The organism is Streptomyces spinoverrucosus, from assembly GCF_006539505.1.
GTDB lineage: Bacteria > Actinomycetota > Actinomycetes > Streptomycetales > Streptomycetaceae > Streptomyces > Streptomyces spinoverrucosus.
The window spans coordinates 88974-109659 of sequence record NZ_BJND01000037.1 but is presented as its reverse complement, the minus strand read 5'-3'; the positions used below and the strand labels follow the sequence as shown (position 1 = coordinate 109659).

The following is a 20686-nucleotide window of genomic DNA, read 5'->3' as shown; positions in this document are numbered from 1 at the left end:
CCTCGCGGAGCGGTGTCGGCAGGGGCTGGCGCATGATGCGGCCGGGTGGGCGGTGCGTAAGCGGGAGCTGACGGGGAAGTCGTCGGCGCGCTGGGCGGGCAGTATCACCAAGGCCACGCATGACCAGTGGGCGCTGGCCCGGCGCGGGCAGGCAGCGTATAGGGGCTGGTTGCGGGGGCAGATCGCCTCGATCGAGGCACGGCTGGCCCGGCCGCTGGGCGCCAAGGCCAACAAGCGGGAAGGCCTGGTGCGCGGATATGGCTCGCGGGGTGAGTGGCATGCCAAATCGCGCCGACTGCACACCCTGAAGGACCGGCTGGCGGCGGTGGAGGCGGACTGGGCGGCGGGCCGGGTACACATGGTGCGCGGCGGCAGGCAACTCGCTCACGTCCGCCACCACTTGGCGGCGTCTGGGCTGAGTGAGCGGGCGTGGCGGGAACGCTGGCAGGCGGAGCGGATGTTCCTGGCCGCCGACGGGGAGTCCGGCAAACGCTTCGGCAACGAAACTATCCGCATCACCGACACCGGACGGGTCTCGATCAAGCTCCCGGCCCCGCTGGCCCACCTGGCCAACGCACCGCATGGCCGGTATCTGCTGGATGCGACCGTACGGTTTCGGCATCGCGGTCAGGAGTGGCTTGACCGGGTCACCGCCAACCGGGCGGTGGCCTATCGCATCCATCACGACGTGCTACGCGGCCGCTGGTATGTGACCGCGTCCTGGCAGCGCGCCGCCGCCCCGGTCGTGGCGCTGGACGCTGTGCTGGCCCGTGGTGTGGTAGGGGTGGACATGAACGACGACCATCTCGCCGCCTGGCACCTCGACACGCACGGCAATCCGGTCGGTGAGCCGCGGCGCTTCTTCTTCGACCTGACCGGCAGCAGTGAGCTCCGCGATGCGCAGATCCGGCACGCGCTGACCCGGCTGCTGCACCACGCCCGCCGCTGCGGGGCCGCCGCGATCGCTATCGAGGACCTCGACTTCACCGACGGCACAAGCCGCGAGAAGCACGGCCGCAACAAGCAGTTTCGGCGACTGCTGTCTCGTTTCCCGACCGCGAAACTCAAGGCCCGGCTGGTGTCGATGGCCGCCGAGCAGGACATCGCCATCGTCGCGGTCGACGCCGCCTACACCAGCCGGTGGGGTGCCCAGCACTGGCAGCAGCCCCTGACCACACCGACTCGCAAGATTTCCCGGCACGATGCGGCGAGCATCGCGGTCGGGCGACGCGCCCTCGGGCACCCGATCCGGCGACGGACGGCACCGCCCCACGACGACCGGAGCGATCGTCGTGGGCATCGGACCGTCCAGGCCCCTTCAGGCACCCGCAGGCGTGAGGAAACCCGCCCCCACCTGCCCGGACCGCACACCAGATGTGTGTCACCGGTGGTGGAGCGAAAGCGGGGGACCAGCCTGCCCAGCACCGTTCGGGGCAGCGCCACTGAGCAGCAGTCCTGGCAACAGGACTCACTCCCACTCAGTGTTTAGGAACGGTAACGTCCCCTGGTGCGAAAAACATTGAGGGTGGCGGCCTACGCCATATGCGTCCGCGACGGCCAGGTGCTGCTTGCCCGCTCCCCGGCACCCGACGGCACGCCCGAGTGGGTCCTGCCCGGCGGCGGCATGGAACACGGTGAGGATCCCTACGACACCGTCCGCCGGGAGGTGCGGGAGGAGACCGGTTACCGCATCGAGGTCACCGGCATCCTCGGCGTCCACTCCCTCCACCGCACCTTCCCGGGCCGCCGCTTCCGCCCTTCGACCGACCACCACGGCGTACGCCTGGTGTACGAGGGGACCGTGGTCGGTGGTGAACTGCGCCACGAGATCGGCGGCTCCACCGACATGGCCGCCTGGCACGAACTCGACGCCGTGCCCGCCCTCCGACGCATCGGACTGGTCGACCTGGGACTGCGGCTGTGGCGGGAACGCCCGGCGGCGGGGCGCGTCGACCTGGCATAGGAACGCAGCACCGAGCCGGCCTGAGGAAAGGCTGAAACCCGCTCAACTGGTACAGGGCCCAGCAACCTTCACGCAGCCCTCATGGTTTCTCCCTCCGACCGTGTTGTGATCCGAAAAGGATCCGAGAGGATCAGTTGGGGGAAGACATGAGGAGCGTACGAGTGACCCTGGTGGCGGCGACGGCCGTGGCGCTGTCGGTCGCCCTGGCCGGTCCGGCCCTGGCGGCACCCACCGGGGGCGGCCACGACGCGACCCGCGAGGCGCTCCGCGCCGCCGTCAAGGACGGGGTGCCCGGCGTCACGGCCACCGCCAAGGACGCGCACGGCGCCTGGCGCGCGACCGAGGGCGTGGGCAACCTGCGCACCGGCGAACCGCGTTCGACGGCCGACCGGTACCGGGTGGGCAGCATCACCAAGACGTTCGTGGCGACGGTGCTGCTCCAGCTGGAGGCGGAGGGCACGCTGTCGCTGGACGACACGGTGGACGAGTGGCTGCCGGGCACCGTGCGGGGCAACGGCCACGACGGCCGGAAGATCACCCTGCGCCAGCTGCTGAACCACACCAGCGGCATCTACAACTACACCGCGGACGAGGAATTCGGCCGCACGTACTTCCTCAAGGACGGCTTCTTCGAGCACCGTTACGACACGAAGAAACCGGCCGAGCTGGTGGCGATCGCGATGACCCACAAGCCGGACTTCGCGCCGGGCACGTCCTGGAGCTACTCCAACACCAACTACGTCCTGGCCGGGATGGTGATCGAGAAGGCGACGGGCCGTCCGTACGGCGCCGAGATCCGTGACCGCATCCTCAGGCCGCTGCACCTGAACGCCACCTCGGTGCCCGGCACGCGGGTCACCGTGCCGCAGCCCAGCAGCCGGGCGTACAGCAAGCTGGCCGAGACGGCGACCGGCCCGACGTACGACGTCACAAGGATCAACCCGTCCCTGGCGTACGCGGCCGGCGAGATGATCTCCGACTCCGCCGACCTCAACCGCTTCTACCGGGCGCTGCTGGGCGGCAAGCTGCTGCCGCAGGAGCAGCTGAAGGCGATGAAGACCACGGTCGCGATAGACGGCGCTCCCAACCTCGGCTACGGCCTGGGCCTGATGGACCTCAAGCTGTCCTGCGGCGTACACGTCTGGGGCCACGGCGGCGGCATCCACGGCTCCTCGTCCCAGGCGGTCACCACCCCGGACGGCCGCCATTCCCTCGCCTTCAACTTCAACGGCGACTGGGCGGGTGACAGCGAGGCGGTGATCGAGGCGGAGTTCTGCGGCGGACGGTAGCCGTGGGCTATTTCAGCAAGCGGGTGCGCATCCCGCGTCGCCGCCGAACTGGACTGGTTCCTGTGCCCGGACGTCGCCCAGGACGGTCTGAGCCTGCCTGGCGGTGTTGCCGCGCGGGCCGATGGCGAGGGGGCCGTCGGGGCCGCCCGCTTCTTTGGAAGTGTCGTGCTTCCGCGAGCCGAGTAAAGGACGCTTCGCGTCGGCTTCGCCGATCGGCCTTCGGCCGACCCTTGACTCGGCTCGCTGCAGCACGGGGAAGAAGCGAGCGAGCGGCCCGGAAAGGCGGGTGGCCCAGGTCGGCCGACCTGGGAGTGGGCTGGGCAGTTGGCCGGGGCGGGCGGGCGCGTCAGCGGGTCGTATGCACGCCGGGTGAGCCAAGCGGCTTGCGGGCCGGTGGGTGGGGCGCGTCGGGTCGGCTCAACGACCTGCGACCTGTGCATGAGAAGGCGGGCGTCCGGGTGGGCGCCCGCCTTTCTTCTATTCGCAGGGTGTTGTGCCCGCTTGCGGCAACGTCTCAATGAGCAGCGGGCGTTGGGCGGCGATCGCGGTCTCGCCGGCGAGCCAGAAGTCGGGGGTCGCGCTGTCGCGGCGGATGGCGATGAGGATCTGCTCGCCCTTGTCGAGGCCGGCGCTCGTGGGGATCGCGAACGTGATCTCGGTGTTGCCCCGCGTCGGTTTGTAGGAGTGGGTCACCTCCAGGGTGACGCGTTCCTCGCCGGTGCCGGGGACGGGGTGGGTGTCCGTCACCTCGCCCTCGGCGACCAGGCGGGCGCAGGCGAGGTACTCGGGGGAGCCGAGGGGGCCGGCGGTGCTGGAGGAGTCGGACTCGGCGCTGTCGGCGGCGGCCCCGGAGGTCTCTGTCACGCCGCCGCCTGCCTGGCCGAGCAGCCAGCCCAGGCCCACCACCATCGCCCCGGCGGCCGCGACCCCGACCGCGCCGAGGGCGAGGGCGAAGGGGCGGCGGCGGTGTGGTCGTATCCGGACCGGCGGCGACGGGGCCTTCGACGGTTCCTCCGGGGCCTCCTCCGTCAGCGCCTCGCCGATCAGCCCCAGCTGCTGCCGCAGCAGCGCCACGTCCGCCGCCGCCGACCGGTGCTCGGCCATGAAGGCGGCGTCGGCGCGGGCCGCGTCGGGCAGCCGCTCGCCGGTGATGACGGCCATCAGCGGGTCGCTGTCGAAGCCGCCCCGCCCGTCACGGTCGACGGTCACCTCACACCACCTCGTCCTCGTGCAGGCGGGCGCGCAGGGCCCGTACCGCCGTGTGCAGCCTGCTCTTGACCGTGCCCTCCGGGATGCCGAGTTCGTCGGCTATCGAGCGGACGGGCAGATCGGCGTAGAAGCGCAGGACGAGGACCTGACGCTGGGCGTCGGGCAGCTCGTCCAGGCCCTGGGCTACCGCGAGGGACAGCAGGCTGGTGTCCTCGCCGGAGGGGTGCTCCAGCTGGCGCAGCGACGCCAGGCGTTCCCCGAGGCGCTCCTGCCGGCGTTTGGCACGGTGCCAGTCCATGGCGAGGTTGGAGGCGACGACCGCCGCCCACGCGGAGACGTCGCGCGGTGCCTCGCGGCCGTCGGCGGCCCGCTCCAGCAGCCGCAGGCGTACCTGCTGCACCCCGTCCGGCAGGTCCGCCTGCGGCACCCCGCCGAGCGCGAGCACCGCCCGCACCCGGCGCTCCTGGGCCGCGTCCAAGGGATCCCCGACATCACCGTGTACGTCGCCCCCCTGGCCGCGGCGCGCCTTTCCGCGCAGCACCGCACCCCCTCTCCTCGCACGAGGTCTGCGTTTCCCCTATGACGCCGGGACGGGCGGAAACGTTCGACCCGCCCGCGGGGCAGTCATCAGTGGCGTATGTCACGGAGGCCTCGTCCCACTACGCGGGCACAAGCCCAAAGGATTGGACACAGGGGCCCAGGTGCCCCGCATGATGGAAAGGCCCCGGTCAGGGAAGGGGCGCCCCGTAAGCCACGCAAAGGAGTCGTCGTGAGGGTCGGAATCGTCGGAGCCACCGGTCAGGTCGGCACGGTCATGCGCAGGATCCTCACGGAGCGCGACTTTCCGGTGACGGAGCTGCGTCTGTTCGCCTCGGCCCGTTCGGCGGGGACGGTCCTGGACGGCGTGACGGTGGAGGACGCGTCGACGGCCGACTACACCGGCCTGGACATCGTCCTGTTCTCCGCGGGCGGCGCGACCTCCAAGGCGCTGGCCGAGAAGGTCGCCGGGCAGGGCGCGGTCGTGATCGACAACTCCTCCGCCTGGCGTCGGGACCCGGAGGTGCCGCTGGTGGTGTCCGAGGTGAACCCGCACGCGATCGCGAGCCGCCCCAAGGGCATCATCGCCAACCCGAACTGCACGACGATGGCCGCGATGCCGGTGCTGAAGCCGCTGCACGAGGAGGCGGGGCTGGAAGCCCTGGTCGTGGCCACGTACCAGGCGGTCTCCGGCTCCGGTCTCGCCGGTGTCGACGAGCTGTTCGAGCAGGTCAAGAAGGTCGGCGAGGACGCGCCGAAGCTCACCCACGACGGCTCGGCGGCCGAGTACCCGGCGCCGAACAAGTACGTCGCGCCGATCGCGTACAACGTGCTGCCGCTGGCCGGTTCGATCGTCGACGACGGTCTGCACGAGACCGACGAGGAGCAGAAGCTCCGCAACGAGTCCCGCAAGATCCTTGAGGTCCCCGAGCTGAAGGTCTCCGGCACCTGCGTGCGCGTCCCGGTCTTCACCGGCCACTCGCTCCAGGTCAACGCCCGTTTCGCCCGCCCGATCAGCGTCGAGCGCGCCAAGGAGCTGCTGGCCGGCGCCCCCGGCGTGGCCCTGGCCGACGTGCCGACCCCGCTCCAGGCGGCCGGTCAGGACCCGTCGTACGTCGGCCGGATCCGCCGCGACGAGACGGTGGAGAACGGGCTCGCGCTGTTCGTCTCCAGCGACAACCTGCGCAAGGGCGCCGCGCTGAACGCGGTGCAGATCGCGGAGCTGGTGGCGGCGGAGCTGACCACCAAGGCGGCCTCCTAGTCCCTGCGGATCGCCTACTGGTCCCTGCGGACCTCGTAGAGGAAACAGCCGTACTCGACGGCCCGGACGTGGACGAGCGCCACCTCCGGGTCGTCGAACGCGTTTACGAGGGCCGCCTCGAAGCCGTTCTCGACCAGCCGTCCGCCGACGATGCGGCCCTCGGCCGAGTAGCGGCGGAGGGTGCGGTGGGCGTTGGTGAAGGGGAGGCCGTCCAGCGCGGGGCCCCCGCATTCCTCCGCATGGATGAAGACGGGGCCCTGTTCGTCGTACGCCCCCGGATCGGCCCCCGTCTCCGCGGCCCAGCGGCGCAGTGGGGCGTACGAGACCAGGGCGATCCGCTCCCCCGGCACGCTGCGGCGCAGGCAGCAGCGCAGTGGCGCCCCACCTTCCTCGTCCGTCACGGGAACCATCTCGCGTCCCGCGTCGTCAGCAGAACGCAGCTCCTTCAGGACCGGCGGTTCGATCGGTCGTGCGATGTACGTCGTCATGGGCCCAGATTCGCGCGTGGCCGCCCCGCCCACCGGCGGGAAATGGACATCGCGTTCGCCGCAGGTCGCGTGGAAGGATGGCGCAACCGACACATAACGAGGAGATGACCGCGTGCCTGGCACAAACCTGACTCGCGAAGAGGCGCAGCAGCGGGCGAAGCTGCTCACCGTTGACTCGTACGAGATCGATCTCGACCTCTCCGGGGCGCAGGAGGGCGACACGTTCCGGTCCGTGACCACCGTGCGCTTCGACGTTGCCGAGAACGGTGGCGAGTCCTTCATCGACCTGGTGGCGCCGACGGTCCACGAGATCACTCTGAACGGCGACCCGCTCGACCCCGGCGCGGTCTTCAAGGACTCCCGGATCGCCCTGCCCGGCCTGCTGGAGGGCCGGAACGTGCTGCGGGTGGTCGCCGACTGCGCGTACACCAACACCGGCGAGGGCCTGCACAAGTTCGTCGACCCGGTCGACGACCAGGCCTACCTCTACACCCAGTTCGAGGTGCCGGACGCCCGTCGCGTGTTCGCGTCCTTCGAGCAGCCGGACCTGAAGGCGACCTTCCAGTTCACCGTGCGGGCGCCCGAGGGCTGGACCGTCATCTCCAACTCGCCCACGCCCGAGCCCAAGGACAGCGTCTGGGTCTTCGAGCCGACGCCGCGCATCTCGACGTACATCACGGCTCTGATCGTCGGCCCGTACCACAGTGTGCACAGCGTGTACGAGAAGGACGGCCAGTCCGTCCCGCTCGGCATCTACTGCCGTCCGTCGCTGGCCGAGTACCTCGACTCGGACGCGATCTTCGAGGTGACCCGGCAGGGCTTCGAGTGGTTCCAGGAGAAGTTCGACTACGCGTACCCGTTCCAGAAGTACGACCAGCTGTTCGTGCCGGAGTTCAACGCGGGCGCGATGGAGAACGCGGGCGCGGTGACCATCCGCGACCAGTACGTCTTCCGCTCGAAGGTGACGGACGCGGCGTACGAGACGCGTGCCGAGACCATCCTGCACGAGCTGGCCCACATGTGGTTCGGCGACCTGGTCACCATGGAGTGGTGGAACGACCTGTGGCTGAACGAGTCGTTCGCCACGTACACGTCCATCGCCTGCCAGGCCGCGGCGCCCGCGTCGCGCTGGCCGCACGCGTGGACGACGTTCGCCAACTCCATGAAGACGTGGGCGTACCGCCAGGACCAGCTGCCGTCCACGCACCCGATCATGGCGGAGATCCGCGACCTGGACGACGTGCTGGTCAACTTCGACGGCATCACGTACGCCAAGGGCGCCTCCGTACTGAAGCAGCTCGTCGCGTACGTCGGGCAGGACGAGTTCTTCCGGGGCGTGCAGGCCTACTTCAAGCGCCACGCCTACCGCAACACGCGCCTGGCCGACCTGCTGACCGCGCTGGAGGAGACCTCCGGGCGGGACCTGAAGACCTGGTCGAAGCTGTGGCTGGAGACGGCCGGGATCAACATCCTGCGCCCGGAGATCGAGACGGACGCGAACGGTGTCATCACGTCCTTCGCGATCCGGCAGGAGGCGCCGGCGCTGCCCACGGGCGCGAAGGGCGAGCCGACGCTGCGTCCGCACCGGATCGCGGTCGGGCTGTACGAGATGGACTACGACGCCGGGAAGCTGGTGCGCGACGAGCGCATCGAGCTGGACGTCGACGGCGAGCTGACGGCCGTACCGCAGCTGGTGGGGCGCCCGCGTCCGAGCGTCGTCCTGCTGAACGACGACGACCTGTCGTACGCGAAGGTCCGCCTCGACGAGCAGTCGCTGGCCTTCGTCACCGACCACCTCGGCGACTTCGAGTCGTCGCTGCCGCGGGCGCTGTGCTGGGCGTCGGCGTGGGACATGACGCGCGACGCGGAACTCGCCACCCGCGACTACCTGTCCCTCGTCCTGTCCGGCATCGGCAAGGAGTCGGACATCGGCGTGGTGCAGTCGCTGCAGCGGCAGGTGAAGCTGGCGATCGACCTGTACGCCGACCCGGCCGCCCGGGAGGCGCTGCTGACCCGCTGGACGGACGCCACGCTGGCGCACCTGCGCGCCGCCGAGCCGGGCGGCGACCACCAGCTGGCCTGGGCGCGCGCCTTCGCGGCCACCGCGCGGACGCCGGAGCAGCTGGATCTGCTTCAGGCGCTGCTGGACGGGTCGCAGACGATCACTGGCCTGGTCGTGGACACGGAGCTGCGCTGGGCGTTCGTTCAGCGGCTCGCTGCCGTGGGCCGCTTCGACGAGGCGGAGATCGCGGGCGAGTACGAGCGCGACAAGACGGCGGCCGGTGAACGTCACGCCGCCACCGCCCGCGCCGCCCGCCCGACGCCGGAGGCGAAGGCGGAGGCCTGGGCCTCGGTCGTCGAGTCCGACAAGCTCCCGAACGCCGTCCAGGAGGCGGTCATCTCCGGCTTCGTCCAGACGGACCAGCGGGAGCTGCTCGCGCCGTACACCGACAAGTACTTCGAGTCGGTGAAGGCCGTGTGGGACTCCCGCTCCCACGAGATGGCCCAGCAGATCGCGGTGGGCCTGTACCCGGCGGTCCAGGTCACCGCGCACACCCTGGCGAAGACGGACGAGTGGCTGTCGACCGCGGACCCGAGCGCGGCGCTGCGGCGGCTGGTGTCGGAGTCGCGCGCGGGCATCGAGCGCGCGCTGCGGGCGCAGGGGGCGGATGCGGCGGCGGGGGCTCAGGGCTAGGACTGGGTTGTACGGCACGCCGACGGGGCGCCCGACGAGCTCGGCTCGGGGGCGCCCCTTGGCGTGGGCCCGGGATAGTGTGGTGATCATGGGGGACTGGGAGATGCGGCCGGCATCGGGGGCGGATGTCGAGGCGGTGGCCGAGTTGCGGGCCGTGGTGCTGCGGGGGGATCTGGAGCGGCTCGGGCGGTACGACGAGCGCCGGGTCCGGCAGCGGCTGCGGGACGGGTTCGTGCCGGAGCACACCTGGGTGATCGAGGTGGGCGGCGCGTTCGCGGGCTGCGTGTCCCTACGGCCGACCGAGGCCGCCCACTGGCTGGAGCACTTCTACCTGGCCCCGCATCTGCAGGGCGCCGGCATCGGCGGGGCGGTGCTACGGACCCTGCTGGAGCGGTGCGACCGCGACGGCGTCCTGGTCCGGCTGAACGTCCTGCAGGGGAGTCCGGCGCGGCGGCTGTATGAGCGTCATGGGTTCGCGGTCGAGTCCGAGGATCCGGTGGATGTGTTCATGGTGCGGGTGCCACGTAGGTAGTCGTTGCCGCGAGACTGGGAAGGCACCCCGCCTGCGCGGGCGAGCGAACCGACCCCCGCCCGGGGACGCCGAGCACCTTCACCCCAGCCCGGCCGCGACCTCCCGCAACGCCCCCAGCGCTCTCCCCGCAGCCCCCGCCTCGGCCCCTCTCCGCACCGCCGCCAGCACGTGCCGCCGAGGCCGGTCGATCGCCAACTCCCGCATCACCACGCCCTCCCTCCGCACGGCCGCCATCCGAGGCACCAGCGCCACCCCCATCCCCGCCTCCACCATCGCCAGGATCGCGGTCCAGCCGGCCGCCGAGTGCCCCTGGTGCGGGCGGAAACCGGCCGCCTCGCAGGCCGCGCGGGTGATGTCCGACCAGGGGCCGCTGCCACCGAAGATCCATGGTTCGGCGGCGAGGTCGGCGAGCCGCACCCTCCGCGCCGCCGCCAGTGGATGGTCGCGGGGCAGCGCGAGGTCCAGCGGGTCGGCGAGCAGCGGCACCGAGCTGAACCGGGGGTCGGCCGCGCTCGGCGCCTGCGCCGCCAGCGACAGGGCGAGGTCCACCTCGCCGGCGCCGAGCAACTCGTACGCCTCCTGCGCCTCGGCCTCCCGCACCCGCACGGTGAGCGCGGGGTGTGCTTCCCGCAGCGCCCGCACGGCCGGTACGACCAGTGCCGGTACGGCGGTGGAGAAGGCGCCCACCCGTACCTCTCCTGCCTCGCCCTGGACGTACGCCGCCAACTCGGCGTCCGCCCGCTCCAGTTGCTCGAACACCGCCTCCGCATGCCGCAACACCAGCCGCGCCGCATCGGTGAGCCGCACCCGCCGCCCCTGCGCCTCCAGCAACGGCACGCCGAGCTGTTTGGACAGATTGGTCAGCTGCTGCGAAACCGCCGAGGGCGTCATCCGCAACGCCTCGGCGGTCGCGGTCACCGTCCCCCGCTCCCGCAACGTCCGCAGGATCTGCAGCTTCCGGATGTCCCACTCGACCATGGAACGGAAACCTACAGCTCAGCGCCGCCCGGCAGCCCCGAGCACGACCCCGCCCACGATGAGCCCCATGCACAGCACCTGCCCCCACCCGGTCCCCTCCCCCAGCAGCACCCAGGAGAGCAGGGCCACGCACACCGGCTGCAGGTAGTAGACGACCCCGGCACGCGCCGCCCCGACCAGCGCAATCGCCTTGTTCCACGCGAAGAAGGCGACGGCGGACGAGACGATCCCGACGTAGAGAACAGGCAGCACAGTCTCGTACGACGGCTCGAAACCGCCCTGCACGGCGAGGCTCACGCCCTGCGCGGGCAGCAGCAGCACGGCGCCGACGAGGAAGGTGGTGAACAGGAAACCCGCACCGCCCAGCTCGGCGGGCTTGCGGCGCAACAGCGCGCTGTACGCCGCGAAACAGCAGGTGGCCGCGATCATCCAGGCGTCACCGGGTCCGACGTCGGCACCCTCACCGACCAGCAGCAACACGCCCCCGCAGGCAACGAGCAGCCCGGCGACCCGGCGCCCACCGAGCCGTACGCCGCTCGCGCGCTCGAACAGCGCCATCAGCACCGGCGACGCGGCCATGATCATGCCCATGGTGGCGGCGGGGGTGGTGCGGCCGGCCTCGTTGACGAAGGTGTTGTAGAGGGTGACGCCGAGCAGCGAGGCCAGCAGGACGAACCCGGCGTGCCGACGGATCACCCGCCGCTGCCGCCAGGCCTGCCGGGCCCCGAAGGGCGCGACGACGACCAGCGCCACCACCCAACGCCAGAAGGCGTGCTGGACGGGCGGGACGCTGTCGTGCAGGGCACGGGAGGTGACGAAGCTGCCGGACCAGACGAGGGTGGCGAGCGCGGCGAGCGCGAGGCCGAGGGCGGTGTTCCTGGGGATCGGCGCGCTGAGCGTCGTACCGCTCGTGCCGCTCGTGTGGGAGGAAGGGGCAGGGGCGGTCTGGTCGGAGGCTACGGCCACGGAGGTCCTTTCGCTGGGTCGGGTGATCATGTCGTCGGATCCACCGTCCCAGCGAGCTATCCGTCAGGTCCATCGAATCTTTTCGACGGTTCTTTTCAGTAAATCTGAATTATTTACCCAGGGACCGCTCGCCTTCAGCCCAGGTGCGCCGTCAGGGCTGCCTCGATTGTGGCGGGGGTGGCGGCGTCGGTGGCCCAGGCGATGTAGGCGTCGGGGCGGATGAGGAGGGTCGTGCGGCGGGTGTCCGTCCAGTGGGCCACCGTCAGGTGGTTGGTGTGGGGGGTGGCCGGTGGCTCGTAGGGGGCCGGGGTGATCAGGAGGTAGTGGCCGGTGCGGAGGGATTCGTAGAGGCGGCCGGTGTTGAGGGGGGCGTCGGGGGCGCGGGTGCCGGTGAGGGGGTGGGAGCCTCGGGGGGCCGGGTAGCGGTAGCCGATGCCGGAGATCTGGGCCAGGGCCTTGCGGCGGGCGGGGGCGGCCGCGTTGGCGAAGGCGGAGACCAGGGCGCGGGTGGCGCGTAGGACGGGGCTCTGTGCTCGGGCCAGGCGGACCAGGCCGCCACTGCTGCGCAGGACCGCCTTGCCGACCGGGTGGCGTTCGGTCTGGTACGTGTCCAGCAGGCCCTGCGGCGCCCAGCCCTGGAGGGTCGCGGCGAGCTTCCAACCGAGGTTGGCGGCGTCCTGCAGACCGGTGTTCATGCCCTGACCGCCGGCCGGGGAGTGGATGTGCGCGGCGTCGCCGGCGAGGAAGACCCGACCGACCCCGTATTGCGGCACCTGGCGCTCGTCGCTGTGGAAACGGGACAGCCAGCGGGCGTCGTGCATGCCGTAGTCGGTGCCCAGGGCACGGCGGGTGACCTCCTTGACCTCGTCGAGGTCGAGCGGGGCGTCGTCGGCGACCTCGCGGCGGCGGTTCCAGCCCATGACGCGGTACCAGCCGTCGCCGAAGCTCGCGATCATCGCGAAGGCGTCGCCCGCGCCGTTGACGGTGAGGACGGTGTCGGGTTTCTCGGCGAGCCGGACGTCCGCGAGGAAGAGGGACTTGATGACGGAGACGCCGGGGAAGGGCAGGCCGAGCGCCTGCCGGACGGCACTGCGGTGGCCGTCCGCGCCGACGACGTATGCCGCGCGGTGGGTCACGACCGTGCCGTCCGCGCCGCGTACGTCCACGTCCACGCCGGTGTCGTCCTGGCGCAGGCCGACGACCTCGCTCTCGTAGGCGAACTCGACGCCGAACTCACGTGCCCGGCGCTCCAGCAGGCGCTCGACCTCGTACTGCGGGGTGATGAGCAGGAACGGGAAGCGGGAGGGCAGCGTGCTCAGGTCGAGCGAGAGGCGGCGGAAGAGGCGCAGCTCGGTGATGGTGCTGCCGGTGGCGATCAGCGGGTCGGCGAGGCCGCGGGCGTCGAGCTGCTCCAGGGTGCGGGCGTGGACGCCGAAGGCGCGGGAGAGGTTGCTGATGCCTTGGGGGCGCTTTTCGAGGAGGGTGACGGGGACGCCGGCGTGGGCGAGGTCGCCGGCCAGGAGGAGGCCGGTGGGGCCGGAGCCGACGACGATGATGGGGTGGGGGGTTTGGGGGGTGCCGTGAGCGGGGGTTTCGGGGGTGCCGTTCATCTTGGCCTCCTGATGCCAACGGGTGTTGGTCAACGCTTGTTGGCAACGGTAGGCGTTGAGATGGACGCCGTCAACGGTTGTTGGCCTACGAGTGTTTGCCTACGGATGTTGACCTACGTTTATTGACCTGCAAGGGCACCTGCGCACGTCGACCCACACATGTTGGCCCACACCCGTTGGCCTACGCCCGTTGACCTACGCCGACCCGCCGCCGCCCAGCCCCACACCCGTTGACCAACACTGGTTCGCCCACACCCGTTGGCCTACACTCGTTGGCATGCCAGACACCCCACCCCCTCCGCCCACCCCCCGCCGCTCCGACGCCACCCGCACCGCCATCCTCGACGCCGCCCGCGAGCGCTTCGCCGCCGACGGATACGAGCGCGCCACCATCCGGGCCATCGCCAAGGACGCGAACATCGACCCGTCGATGGTCATGCGCTACTACGGCAACAAGGAGGGCCTCTTCGCGGCCGCCGTCGCCGTCGATCTGAAGCTCCCCGACCTCGGCACAGTCCCCCGCTCCGACGTCGGCCGCGCCCTCGTCGCGCACTTCCTCGACATGTGGGAGGACAACGAGGTACTCACCGCCCTACTCCGGGTCGGCGTGACGAATCAGGCCGGGGCCGAGCGGATGCAGGGCATCTTCCGGGATCAGCTGCTGCCGGTTGCCCAGCAGGTCTGTCCCGACCCCGAGCAGGTGCCCACGCGGGCCGCGCTCTGTGCGACGCAGGTGCTGGGGCTGGCGCTCACCCGTTACGTCCTGCGGTTCCCGCCCGCGACGGCGCTCGTCCGCCAGGAGATCGTTGCCTGGCTGGCACCCACCATCCAGCGCTACCTCACCGCGCCGAGCCCCTGACGTCCCGCCGCCCACTGACACCGGCGTCCGGACATGCCGAAGGCGCCGACCTCATCGACGTACGACGAGAACGGCGCCCTCGGCAGCGGTGGAGACCTGCGGTCAGGCCTTCGCGTCGGCCTTGGTCGTGATGTTGGACGTGGTCGTGTCCCTCTGCTTGTGGGACTTGTCCAGCACCATCACCAGGCCCGCGATGACCGCGAAGATCACGATCGGGGCAATCACGAACCAACCCAGCGTCTCGATGACGCTCAGGCCCGTGCCGGGGTCGTCGCCGTCGTCACGCGTGAGCGCGAGCGCGGGGGACGACATGAGCAGCATCATCAGCGTCGTACCGGCGGCCAGGGCGCCGGCGCGCAGGGCGTTCTTCTTGTCCACGGTGCCAAAAGTATCGAACGCCGGGTGGGGCCGCGCGCCCGGGGTGCCGTATGAGGCGCGGGACCGTCAAGGAAGGGCAAACGCCGCCCCGGGGTCGCCCCCACCGCCGGCTCCAATCCCGCCCTGAGCACCGTCCCCCCGCACCACCTCCACCAACCCCCGCAACCGCGCAGAAGTCGCCAACCCTTCCAACGTCACCACGCGCCCCTCCGCATCCGCGATCGGCAACCGCCAGTTCGGATACTCGTCCCACGTCCCCGGCAGATTCTGCGGCCGCCGATCCCCCACCCCGTCGGGCAGCCACACGCCGATCATCCGGGCCGGCGTACGCAGCAGGAAGCGATGGACGGCCTGGACCTCGGCCTCCTCCTCCCCCGCACCGAGCCCGCCGCCCGTCCCCCGCAGCAGACCGAGCCGGGCGAGCAGCGCCAGCCATTCCCCCGTATCGGCGGCCGCGTCCCCCCGCTCCACGTCCACAGGGCGGGCGAGCAGGCCGAGCCGGTCGCGGAGTTCGACGTGTTCGCCGGTCAGCCGGGCCGCGGTGGGCGGCAGGTCATGGGTCGTGGCGGTGGCCAGGCAGTCGGCGCGCCAGCGGTCGGGCGGCAGCGGACGGCCGTCGCCGTCCCAGTCCCGCTCGAACCACAGCACCGACGTGCCGAACACCCCCCGCTCCCGCAGCGCTTCCCGCACCCCCGGCTCCACGGTCCCCAGGTCCTCGCCGATCACCATCGCCCCGGCCCGGGAGGCCTCCAGCACCAGCACGGCCAGCATGGCCTCGGCGTCGTAGCGGACGTACGTCCCCTCCGTGGGCGGCAGCCCCACCGGCACCCACCACAGCCGGAACAGGCCCATCACGTGGTCGATGCGCAGGGCGCCCGCGTAGCCGAACAGGCCGCGCAGCAATCCCCGGAACGGCGCGTACCCGGACTCGGCCAGCCGGTCCGGGCGCCACGGCGGCAGGCCCCAGTCCTGGCCGCGGGCGTTGAAAGCGTCCGGCGGGGCGCCCACGGACATCCCGGCGGCGAAGTACCGCTGCTGCGCCCAGGCGTCGGCGCCCCTGGGGTGCACGCCGACCGCGAGGTCGTGCACGATCCCGACCGGCATCACCGCCTCGCGCGCGGTGCGCTGTGCGGCGGTGAGCTGGGCGTCGGTGAGCCAGGCGAGGCGGGAGTGGAAGTCGACGCGGTCCATCAACTCCCGCCGGGCGCGGGCGGTTTCAGCCGACCGAGGGTTACGCAGACCGTCCGGCCAGGTGTGCCAGTCGGGCCCGTGCACCTCGGCCAGCGCGCACCAGGTGGCGTGGTCCTCCAGGGCCTCGCCCTGCTCGGCGAGGTAGTCGCAGTAGGCGGCGCGTCTGCCGGGCCCGAGAGGAACGTCCGCCACGAGTTCCAGCGTTTCCCGCTTCAGCTCCCACACCGCGTCCCGGTCGATCAACGCGCCCTTCTCCAGCACCGACTCCCGCAGCCGGTCGGCCCGTTCGGCGAGCGCGCGCACCCGCTCTCGGTCGCCGACGTACGCGTACTCGGGGATGGCCTCGATCCGCAGATGCACGGGGTCGGGGAAGCGGCGGGAGGAGGGGCGGTACGGGGAGGGGTCGGTGGGGGCACCGGGCACGGCCGCGTGCAGCGGGTTGACCTGGACGAATCCGGCGCCGAGGGAGCGGCCGGCCCAGGCGGTGAGTTCGTCGAGGTCGCCGAGGTCGCCCATGCCCCAGGAGCGCTGCGAGAGCAGGGAGTAGAGCTGGACCATCAGGCCGTACGAGCGTGTCGCCGGCGTGGGCAGCCGGGGCGGGGCGGCGATGAGGTGGGCGTCGGCGGTCCGGCCGTCGGGTGCGGTGGCGGTGAGGCGGTGGACGCCGGGCGGGAGGTGCTCGGCGGTGTCGCGGGTCTCGCCCTGCTCGGTCTCGATCCGCAGCCGGGTGCCCTCGGGCAGCCCGGCGAGGGCGGCGGGCGCGGCGTCGCCCCAGCAGACGACGGTCGGTGGCAGCAGCCGCTCGCGCAGTTCGGCGCGGCGGGCGGCGAGCGCGGCGCGCGTGGCCTCGGGCGTGCTCGCGTCGACGCCGAGCGCTGCCAGGGTCCGGGTGAGCGCGGCGGCCGAGGCGGTGACCGTGCGGTCCGGGGAGGGGCTGTAGGAGGGGGCGACGCCGTACGACTCCGCGAGCCGGCACAGGTCTTCGCCCGGTGAGTCGCCGGGAGTCTCGCCCGGGCGCGGCGCGATCATCTACGGCCTCGTGGGGTCGGCGTCCGGGGAGCGGTCATCTACGGCCTCGTGCAGTCGGCGTCCGGGGAGCGGTCATCTACGGCCTCGTGCAGTCGGCGTCCGGGACGGCGAGGGGCGGCTCGCTGGTGAGGGGTTCGGCGTCGGGCAGCGGGGGTTCGCTGGTCAGCGGAGCCTCGGTGCAGGCGCCCTCCGCGCTGAAGACGCACACGTGCGCGAGATCCGGATCGACGGAGGCTCCTTCGGGAGAGGACGGCTCCGCTTGCCGCGGGAACGGCGTGCGTTTGGAACGGGGCGTGTCCCCGGGCGCCGAGGTGCGTTTGGAGCGGGCGCCTCCGTCGGAACGGGGCGTGTCGTCGGAGAGGGCGGACAGCAGAAGGTGTGCCGATGCGGCCACGGGGGGCTCCTTGTCGAGTCGCTGGAGTCGAGTGGGTCATCGCAGCCCTACCCAATGAGCGCGAGGCCAGACGCCCCCAAGACGAAGAAGGTCGTTCTCGTCACATTCCGTACGCACCCACTCGCTCCAGGTTCCGACAAACAACACATGACGGCCACTCCCGTTGACACTCCCCGCGGCGGATGGTGGGCTCGATCTCTCCCTGACGCGGACATGGGAAGAGGCGGACGACAACGAGGAGGGCGTGTGCGGCTGCGGCACGGACGGGGAGCGGTCGCGCTGGCGTTCGCCGTGGTGGCGGGGACCGGCACTGCCGGAACCCTGGGCTCCACCCCCACCGCCCAGGCGGCCCCACTGGCCTCACCAACCTCACCAACTTCCCTGACGTCCCCAACCGCCGATGCCGAAAACCCCTCCGTCTGGCCCCGCCCCCACTCCCTGCGCCGGACCGGCACCCCGGCCACCGTCACCGACGAGATCGCCCTCCGGACCGGCCCGACGGCCGATCCGTACGCCGTCCAGGCCCTGCGCACCCTGCTACGGCAGGCCGGCGCCCGCCGGATCACCACCACCGGCGATCCCGTCCCGCCGGGCACCCTCGTCGTCCACGCCGGGACGCAAACCCCCGACCGTGACCTCCCCTCCGGCGGCTACGAGCTCACCGTCGACGGCGACACCGTCACCCTCACCGGCACCGGCCCGGACGGCCTCTTCCACGCCGTCCAGACCCTGCGCCGACTCATGCGCCCCGACGGCACGATCGCGGGCGCGGTCGTCCGCGACTGGCCCGGCACCGCCGTACGCGGCACCACCGAGGGCTTCTACGGCGAACCGTGGACCCGAGAACAGCGGCTGGCCCAGCTGGACTTCATGGGTCGCACCAAGCAGAACCGTTATCTGTACGCCCCCGGCGCCGACCTCTACCGGCAGGCGCGCTGGCGTGAGCCCTACCCGGCCGGGCAGCGGGCGGAGTTCCGGGAGCTGGCGGAGCGGGCGCGGCGCAACCACGTCACGCTCGGCTGGGCGGTGGCCCCGGGGCAGGCCATGTGCCTGTCCTCGGACGCGGACGTCAAGGCGCTGACCCGGAAGATCGAGGCGATGTGGGCGCTCGGGTTCCGGGCGTTCCAGCTGCAGTTCCAGGATGTCAGCTACAGCGAGTGGCACTGCGAGGCGGACGCGGAGCGGTTCGGGTCGGGGCCGAAGGCGGCGGCACAGGCGCACGCGCGCGTGGCGAACGCCGTGGCGCGGTACCTGGCCCACCGCCACCCCGACGCCGCAGCGCTCACCTTGATGCCGACCGAGTACTACCAGGACGGCGCCACCGAGTACCGGCGGGAGCTGGCGGGTGCGCTGGACGCGGGTGTGCAGGTGGCGTGGACGGGCGTGGGGGTGGTGCCGCGCACCATCACCGGGCGCGAACTTGCCACCGCCCGCGAGGTGTTCCGGCACCCGCTGGTCACCGTGGACAACTACCCGGTCAACGACTACGCCCAGGACCGCGTCTTCCTCGGCCCCTACACGGGGCGCGAACCCGCCGTCGCCGCCGGTTCGGCCGCCCTCCTCGCCAACGCCATGGCACAGGCCGAGGCCTCCCGCATCCCCCTGTTCACCGCCGCCGACTTCGCCTGGAACCCGCGCTCGTACCGCCCCCAGGAGTCCTGGCGGGCCGCCCTCGCCGACCTCGCGGCAGGCGACGAACGCCGCGCCGAGGCCCTGACCGCCCTCGCGGGCAACGGCGCGTCCTCGGTCCTGGGCGGGGAGGAGTCGGCGTATCTGCGGCCGCTGATGGAGGCGTTCTGGCGGGAGCAGACGGGCACGGACGGCACAGCGGCCGGGCGCGAGCAGGAGGCCACGGACGGCACAGCGGCCGGGCAGAAACGGCCGACCACAGACGACACAGCGAACAGGCAGAAGCGGGCCACCACCGACGACACAGCGGCCGAGCAGACGCGCAACCCCGCCCAAGACCGCCTCCGCGCCGCCTTCACCGTGATGCGCGAGACCCCGGCCCGCCTCTCCGGCACCCCGCTCGCCCTCGAAGTCACCCCGTGGACCCAGCAGCTGGCCCGCTACGGCGACGCAGGCCTCGTCGCGCTCGACATGCTCGAAGCCCTGCGCACCGGCGACCCGACGGCGGCTTGGACGGCGTACCGCACCCTCGGCGAGCTGCGCGAACGGCTGGGCGCGGCGCGAGTGACGGTCGGCGAGGGCGTGCTGGACCCGTTCCTGGCGCGGGCGCAGCGGGCGTACGAGAGCTGGGCGGGCCTCGACGCCGAGCCGGATGCGGACCGGGGCGGCGGGGGCGACGGCCGCACCGTCCGCTTCCCGCACACCCGCACGCTCGCCACGGTGACCGTCCTGGCCGCCCCCGGCACGCAGGGGACGGTCGAGGCCCGGGTGCCCGGCGCGGGCTGGCGGCGGGTCGGCGCGCTGGACGCCTCGGGCGCCACCGAGCTGACCGCGCGCCTGCGCGCCGACGCCGTCCGCGTCACCGGCCCGGCGCCCGGCCGGGTACGGCATCTGGTGCCCTGGTACGCCGACTCGCCCGCCGCCGCGCTGGAGTTGCCCGGCACGGCGGACGCGGAGATCGGCGGGACGCGGCTGCTGACGGCCCGGTTGAGCGCGCTCAGGCCCGCCGATGTGCGGGACCGGCTCACCGTCGAGGCACCGAAAGGCATCGAGGTACGCGTCCCGGGCGATGCCCTGACGCTGCCGCGCGGGGCGTCGGTCGAGGTGCCGGTCGAGGTGACCGTGCCGGAGGGGACGCCTGTGCGGTCGTACGACATCCGGCTCGCGTTCGGGGAGGTGTCCCGCACCCTCACGCTGCGCACCTTCCCGCGGACCGCCGGGCCCGACCTGGCGCGCACCGGCACCGCCCGTTCCTCCGCCGACGAGACGCCCGACTTCCCGGCGTCCGCGGCGAACGACGGGGACCCGCGGACACGCTGGTCGTCGCCGGTGGAGGACGGCGCCTGGTGGCAGGTGGAGCTGGCCCGGCCGGTGCGGCTCGGGCGGGTGGTGCTGCACTGGCAGGACGCGCATCCGTCGGCGTACCGGATCCAGGTCTCGGCGGACGGCCGCCGCTGGCGTACGGCCGCGGTGGTGCGGGGCGGGCGCGGGGGCCGCGAGGAGTTGCGGATGGACGAGCGGGACGTGGCGTACGTGCGCGTGCAGGGCGAGAAGCGGGCGACGGCGTACGGGTACTCGCTGTGGTCGGTGGAGGCGTACGCGGTCGCGGACTGAGGCACGCTGCTCAACCCCCCACCGGACAATTTCCGGGCCACTATTCACTCAGTACATGTACTCA

General features: G+C 72.2%; 17 protein-coding genes. 8 read left to right on the top strand and 9 right to left on the bottom strand.

The genetic code is table 11. The annotated features are described in order from the left end of the window. From SSP24_RS24640 to SSP24_RS24630, 3 genes are all read left to right on the top strand, one after another. The coding region (locus SSP24_RS24640; protein ID WP_141311872.1) for a transposase at window positions 1–1489 on the top strand (1489 nt) is incomplete at its 5' end. Between the two features lie 18 nt (window positions 1490–1507). Continuing rightward, window positions 1508–1963, top strand: a complete 456-nt coding sequence (locus SSP24_RS24635; RefSeq protein WP_174864701.1) for an NUDIX hydrolase — start codon at window positions 1508–1510, stop codon at window positions 1961–1963. Window positions 1964–2109: 146 nt separating this feature from the next. Beyond that, window positions 2110–3252, top strand: coding sequence for a serine hydrolase domain-containing protein (locus SSP24_RS24630; RefSeq protein WP_174864700.1), 1143 nt, complete (start codon window positions 2110–2112; stop codon window positions 3250–3252). 477 nt (window positions 3253–3729) lie between these two features. On the opposite strand, the gene SSP24_RS42995 is transcribed toward SSP24_RS24630, so the two are convergent. Next, window positions 3730–4461: a hypothetical protein gene (locus SSP24_RS42995; RefSeq protein ID WP_167529687.1), complete on the bottom strand. Its 732-nt coding sequence runs from the start codon at window positions 4459–4461 to the stop codon at window positions 3730–3732. A gap of 1 nt (window position 4462) precedes the next feature. Then, window positions 4463–5002 carry an RNA polymerase sigma factor gene (locus SSP24_RS24620; protein WP_141311871.1) on the bottom strand — a complete coding sequence of 180 codons (540 nt, stop codon included), beginning with the start codon at window positions 5000–5002 and terminating at the stop codon, window positions 4463–4465. Between the two features lie 228 nt (window positions 5003–5230). On the opposite strand from SSP24_RS24620, the gene SSP24_RS24615 reads away from it, so the two are divergent. Next, window positions 5231–6259, top strand: coding sequence for an aspartate-semialdehyde dehydrogenase (locus SSP24_RS24615; protein WP_141311870.1), 1029 nt, complete (start codon window positions 5231–5233; stop codon window positions 6257–6259). Window positions 6260–6273: 14 nt separating this feature from the next. Here SSP24_RS24615 and SSP24_RS24610 read toward each other — a convergent pair whose 3' ends face one another. Further along, entirely contained in the window at window positions 6274–6747 is a 474-nt protein-coding gene (locus SSP24_RS24610; protein WP_141311869.1) for a DUF1203 domain-containing protein, read from the bottom strand. A 112-nt stretch (window positions 6748–6859) separates the two neighbouring features. Here SSP24_RS24610 and pepN point away from each other — a divergent pair, with 112 nt between their 5' ends. Beyond that, the gene (gene pepN / locus SSP24_RS24605; protein ID WP_141311868.1) at window positions 6860–9442 is read left to right on the top strand and encodes an aminopeptidase N; all 2583 of its coding nucleotides are present in this window, start codon (window positions 6860–6862) and stop codon (window positions 9440–9442) included. Window positions 9443–9530: 88 nt separating this feature from the next. After that, window positions 9531–9974, top strand: a complete 444-nt coding sequence (locus tag SSP24_RS24595) for a GNAT family N-acetyltransferase (RefSeq protein ID WP_141311867.1) — start codon at window positions 9531–9533, stop codon at window positions 9972–9974. A gap of 78 nt (window positions 9975–10052) precedes the next feature. Here the strand turns inward: SSP24_RS24595 and SSP24_RS24590 are convergent, their stop codons facing one another. The 3 genes from SSP24_RS24590 to SSP24_RS24580 all read right to left on the bottom strand — a co-directional run bounded on the left by SSP24_RS24590 (window position 10053) and on the right by SSP24_RS24580 (window position 13528). After that, entirely contained in the window at window positions 10053–10952 is a 900-nt protein-coding gene (locus SSP24_RS24590) for a LysR substrate-binding domain-containing protein (RefSeq protein ID WP_141311866.1), read from the bottom strand. An 18-nt stretch (window positions 10953–10970) separates the two neighbouring features. Beyond that, window positions 10971–11948 carry a DMT family transporter gene (locus SSP24_RS24585; RefSeq protein ID WP_141311865.1) on the bottom strand — a complete coding sequence of 326 codons (978 nt, stop codon included), beginning with the start codon at window positions 11946–11948 and terminating at the stop codon, window positions 10971–10973. 104 nt (window positions 11949–12052) lie between these two features. Further along, window positions 12053–13528 carry an FAD-dependent monooxygenase gene (locus tag SSP24_RS24580; RefSeq protein ID WP_141311864.1) on the bottom strand — a complete coding sequence of 492 codons (1476 nt, stop codon included), beginning with the start codon at window positions 13526–13528 and terminating at the stop codon, window positions 12053–12055. A 277-nt stretch (window positions 13529–13805) separates the two neighbouring features. Here SSP24_RS24580 and SSP24_RS24575 point away from each other — a divergent pair, with 277 nt between their 5' ends. Next, window positions 13806–14387, top strand: a complete 582-nt coding sequence (locus SSP24_RS24575; protein ID WP_141311863.1) for a TetR/AcrR family transcriptional regulator — start codon at window positions 13806–13808, stop codon at window positions 14385–14387. A gap of 102 nt (window positions 14388–14489) precedes the next feature. Here the strand turns inward: SSP24_RS24575 and SSP24_RS24570 are convergent, their stop codons facing one another. From SSP24_RS24570 to SSP24_RS24560, 3 genes are all read right to left on the bottom strand, one after another. Continuing rightward, entirely contained in the window at window positions 14490–14765 is a 276-nt protein-coding gene (locus SSP24_RS24570; RefSeq protein WP_141311862.1) for a hypothetical protein, read from the bottom strand. Between the two features lie 66 nt (window positions 14766–14831). Further along, entirely contained in the window at window positions 14832–16985 is a 2154-nt protein-coding gene (gene malQ / locus SSP24_RS24565; protein ID WP_141311861.1) for a 4-alpha-glucanotransferase, read from the bottom strand. 76 nt (window positions 16986–17061) lie between these two features. Continuing rightward, window positions 17062–17379 (bottom strand): hypothetical protein, encoded by a 318-nt coding sequence (locus SSP24_RS24560; RefSeq protein WP_141311860.1) that lies wholly within the window; start codon window positions 17377–17379, stop codon window positions 17062–17064. Between the two features lie 246 nt (window positions 17380–17625). On the opposite strand from SSP24_RS24560, the gene SSP24_RS24555 reads away from it, so the two are divergent. Next, a complete protein-coding gene (locus SSP24_RS24555; protein WP_229866243.1) occupies window positions 17626–20622 on the top strand; it encodes a glycoside hydrolase family 84 protein in 2997 nt (998 codons plus the stop codon). Window positions 20623–20686: the final 64 nt, after the last annotated feature.

Coding starts and splice junctions, on each gene's coding strand:
- SSP24_RS24630 (WP_174864700.1), top strand. CDS start 2,110: ATGAGGAGCGTACGAGTGACCCTGGTGGCGGCGACGGCCGTGGCGCTG.
- SSP24_RS24610 (WP_141311869.1), bottom strand. CDS start 6,747: ATGACGACGTACATCGCACGACCGATCGAACCGCCGGTCCTGAAGGAG.
- SSP24_RS24595 (WP_141311867.1), top strand. CDS start 9,531: ATGGGGGACTGGGAGATGCGGCCGGCATCGGGGGCGGATGTCGAGGCG.
- SSP24_RS24590 (WP_141311866.1), bottom strand. CDS start 10,952: ATGGTCGAGTGGGACATCCGGAAGCTGCAGATCCTGCGGACGTTGCGG.
- SSP24_RS24585 (WP_141311865.1), bottom strand. CDS start 11,948: ATGATCACCCGACCCAGCGAAAGGACCTCCGTGGCCGTAGCCTCCGAC.
- SSP24_RS24580 (WP_141311864.1), bottom strand. CDS start 13,528: ATGAACGGCACCCCCGAAACCCCCGCTCACGGCACCCCCCAAACCCCC.
- SSP24_RS24575 (WP_141311863.1), top strand. CDS start 13,806: ATGCCAGACACCCCACCCCCTCCGCCCACCCCCCGCCGCTCCGACGCC.
- malQ (WP_141311861.1), bottom strand. CDS start 16,985: ATGATCGCGCCGCGCCCGGGCGAGACTCCCGGCGACTCACCGGGCGAA.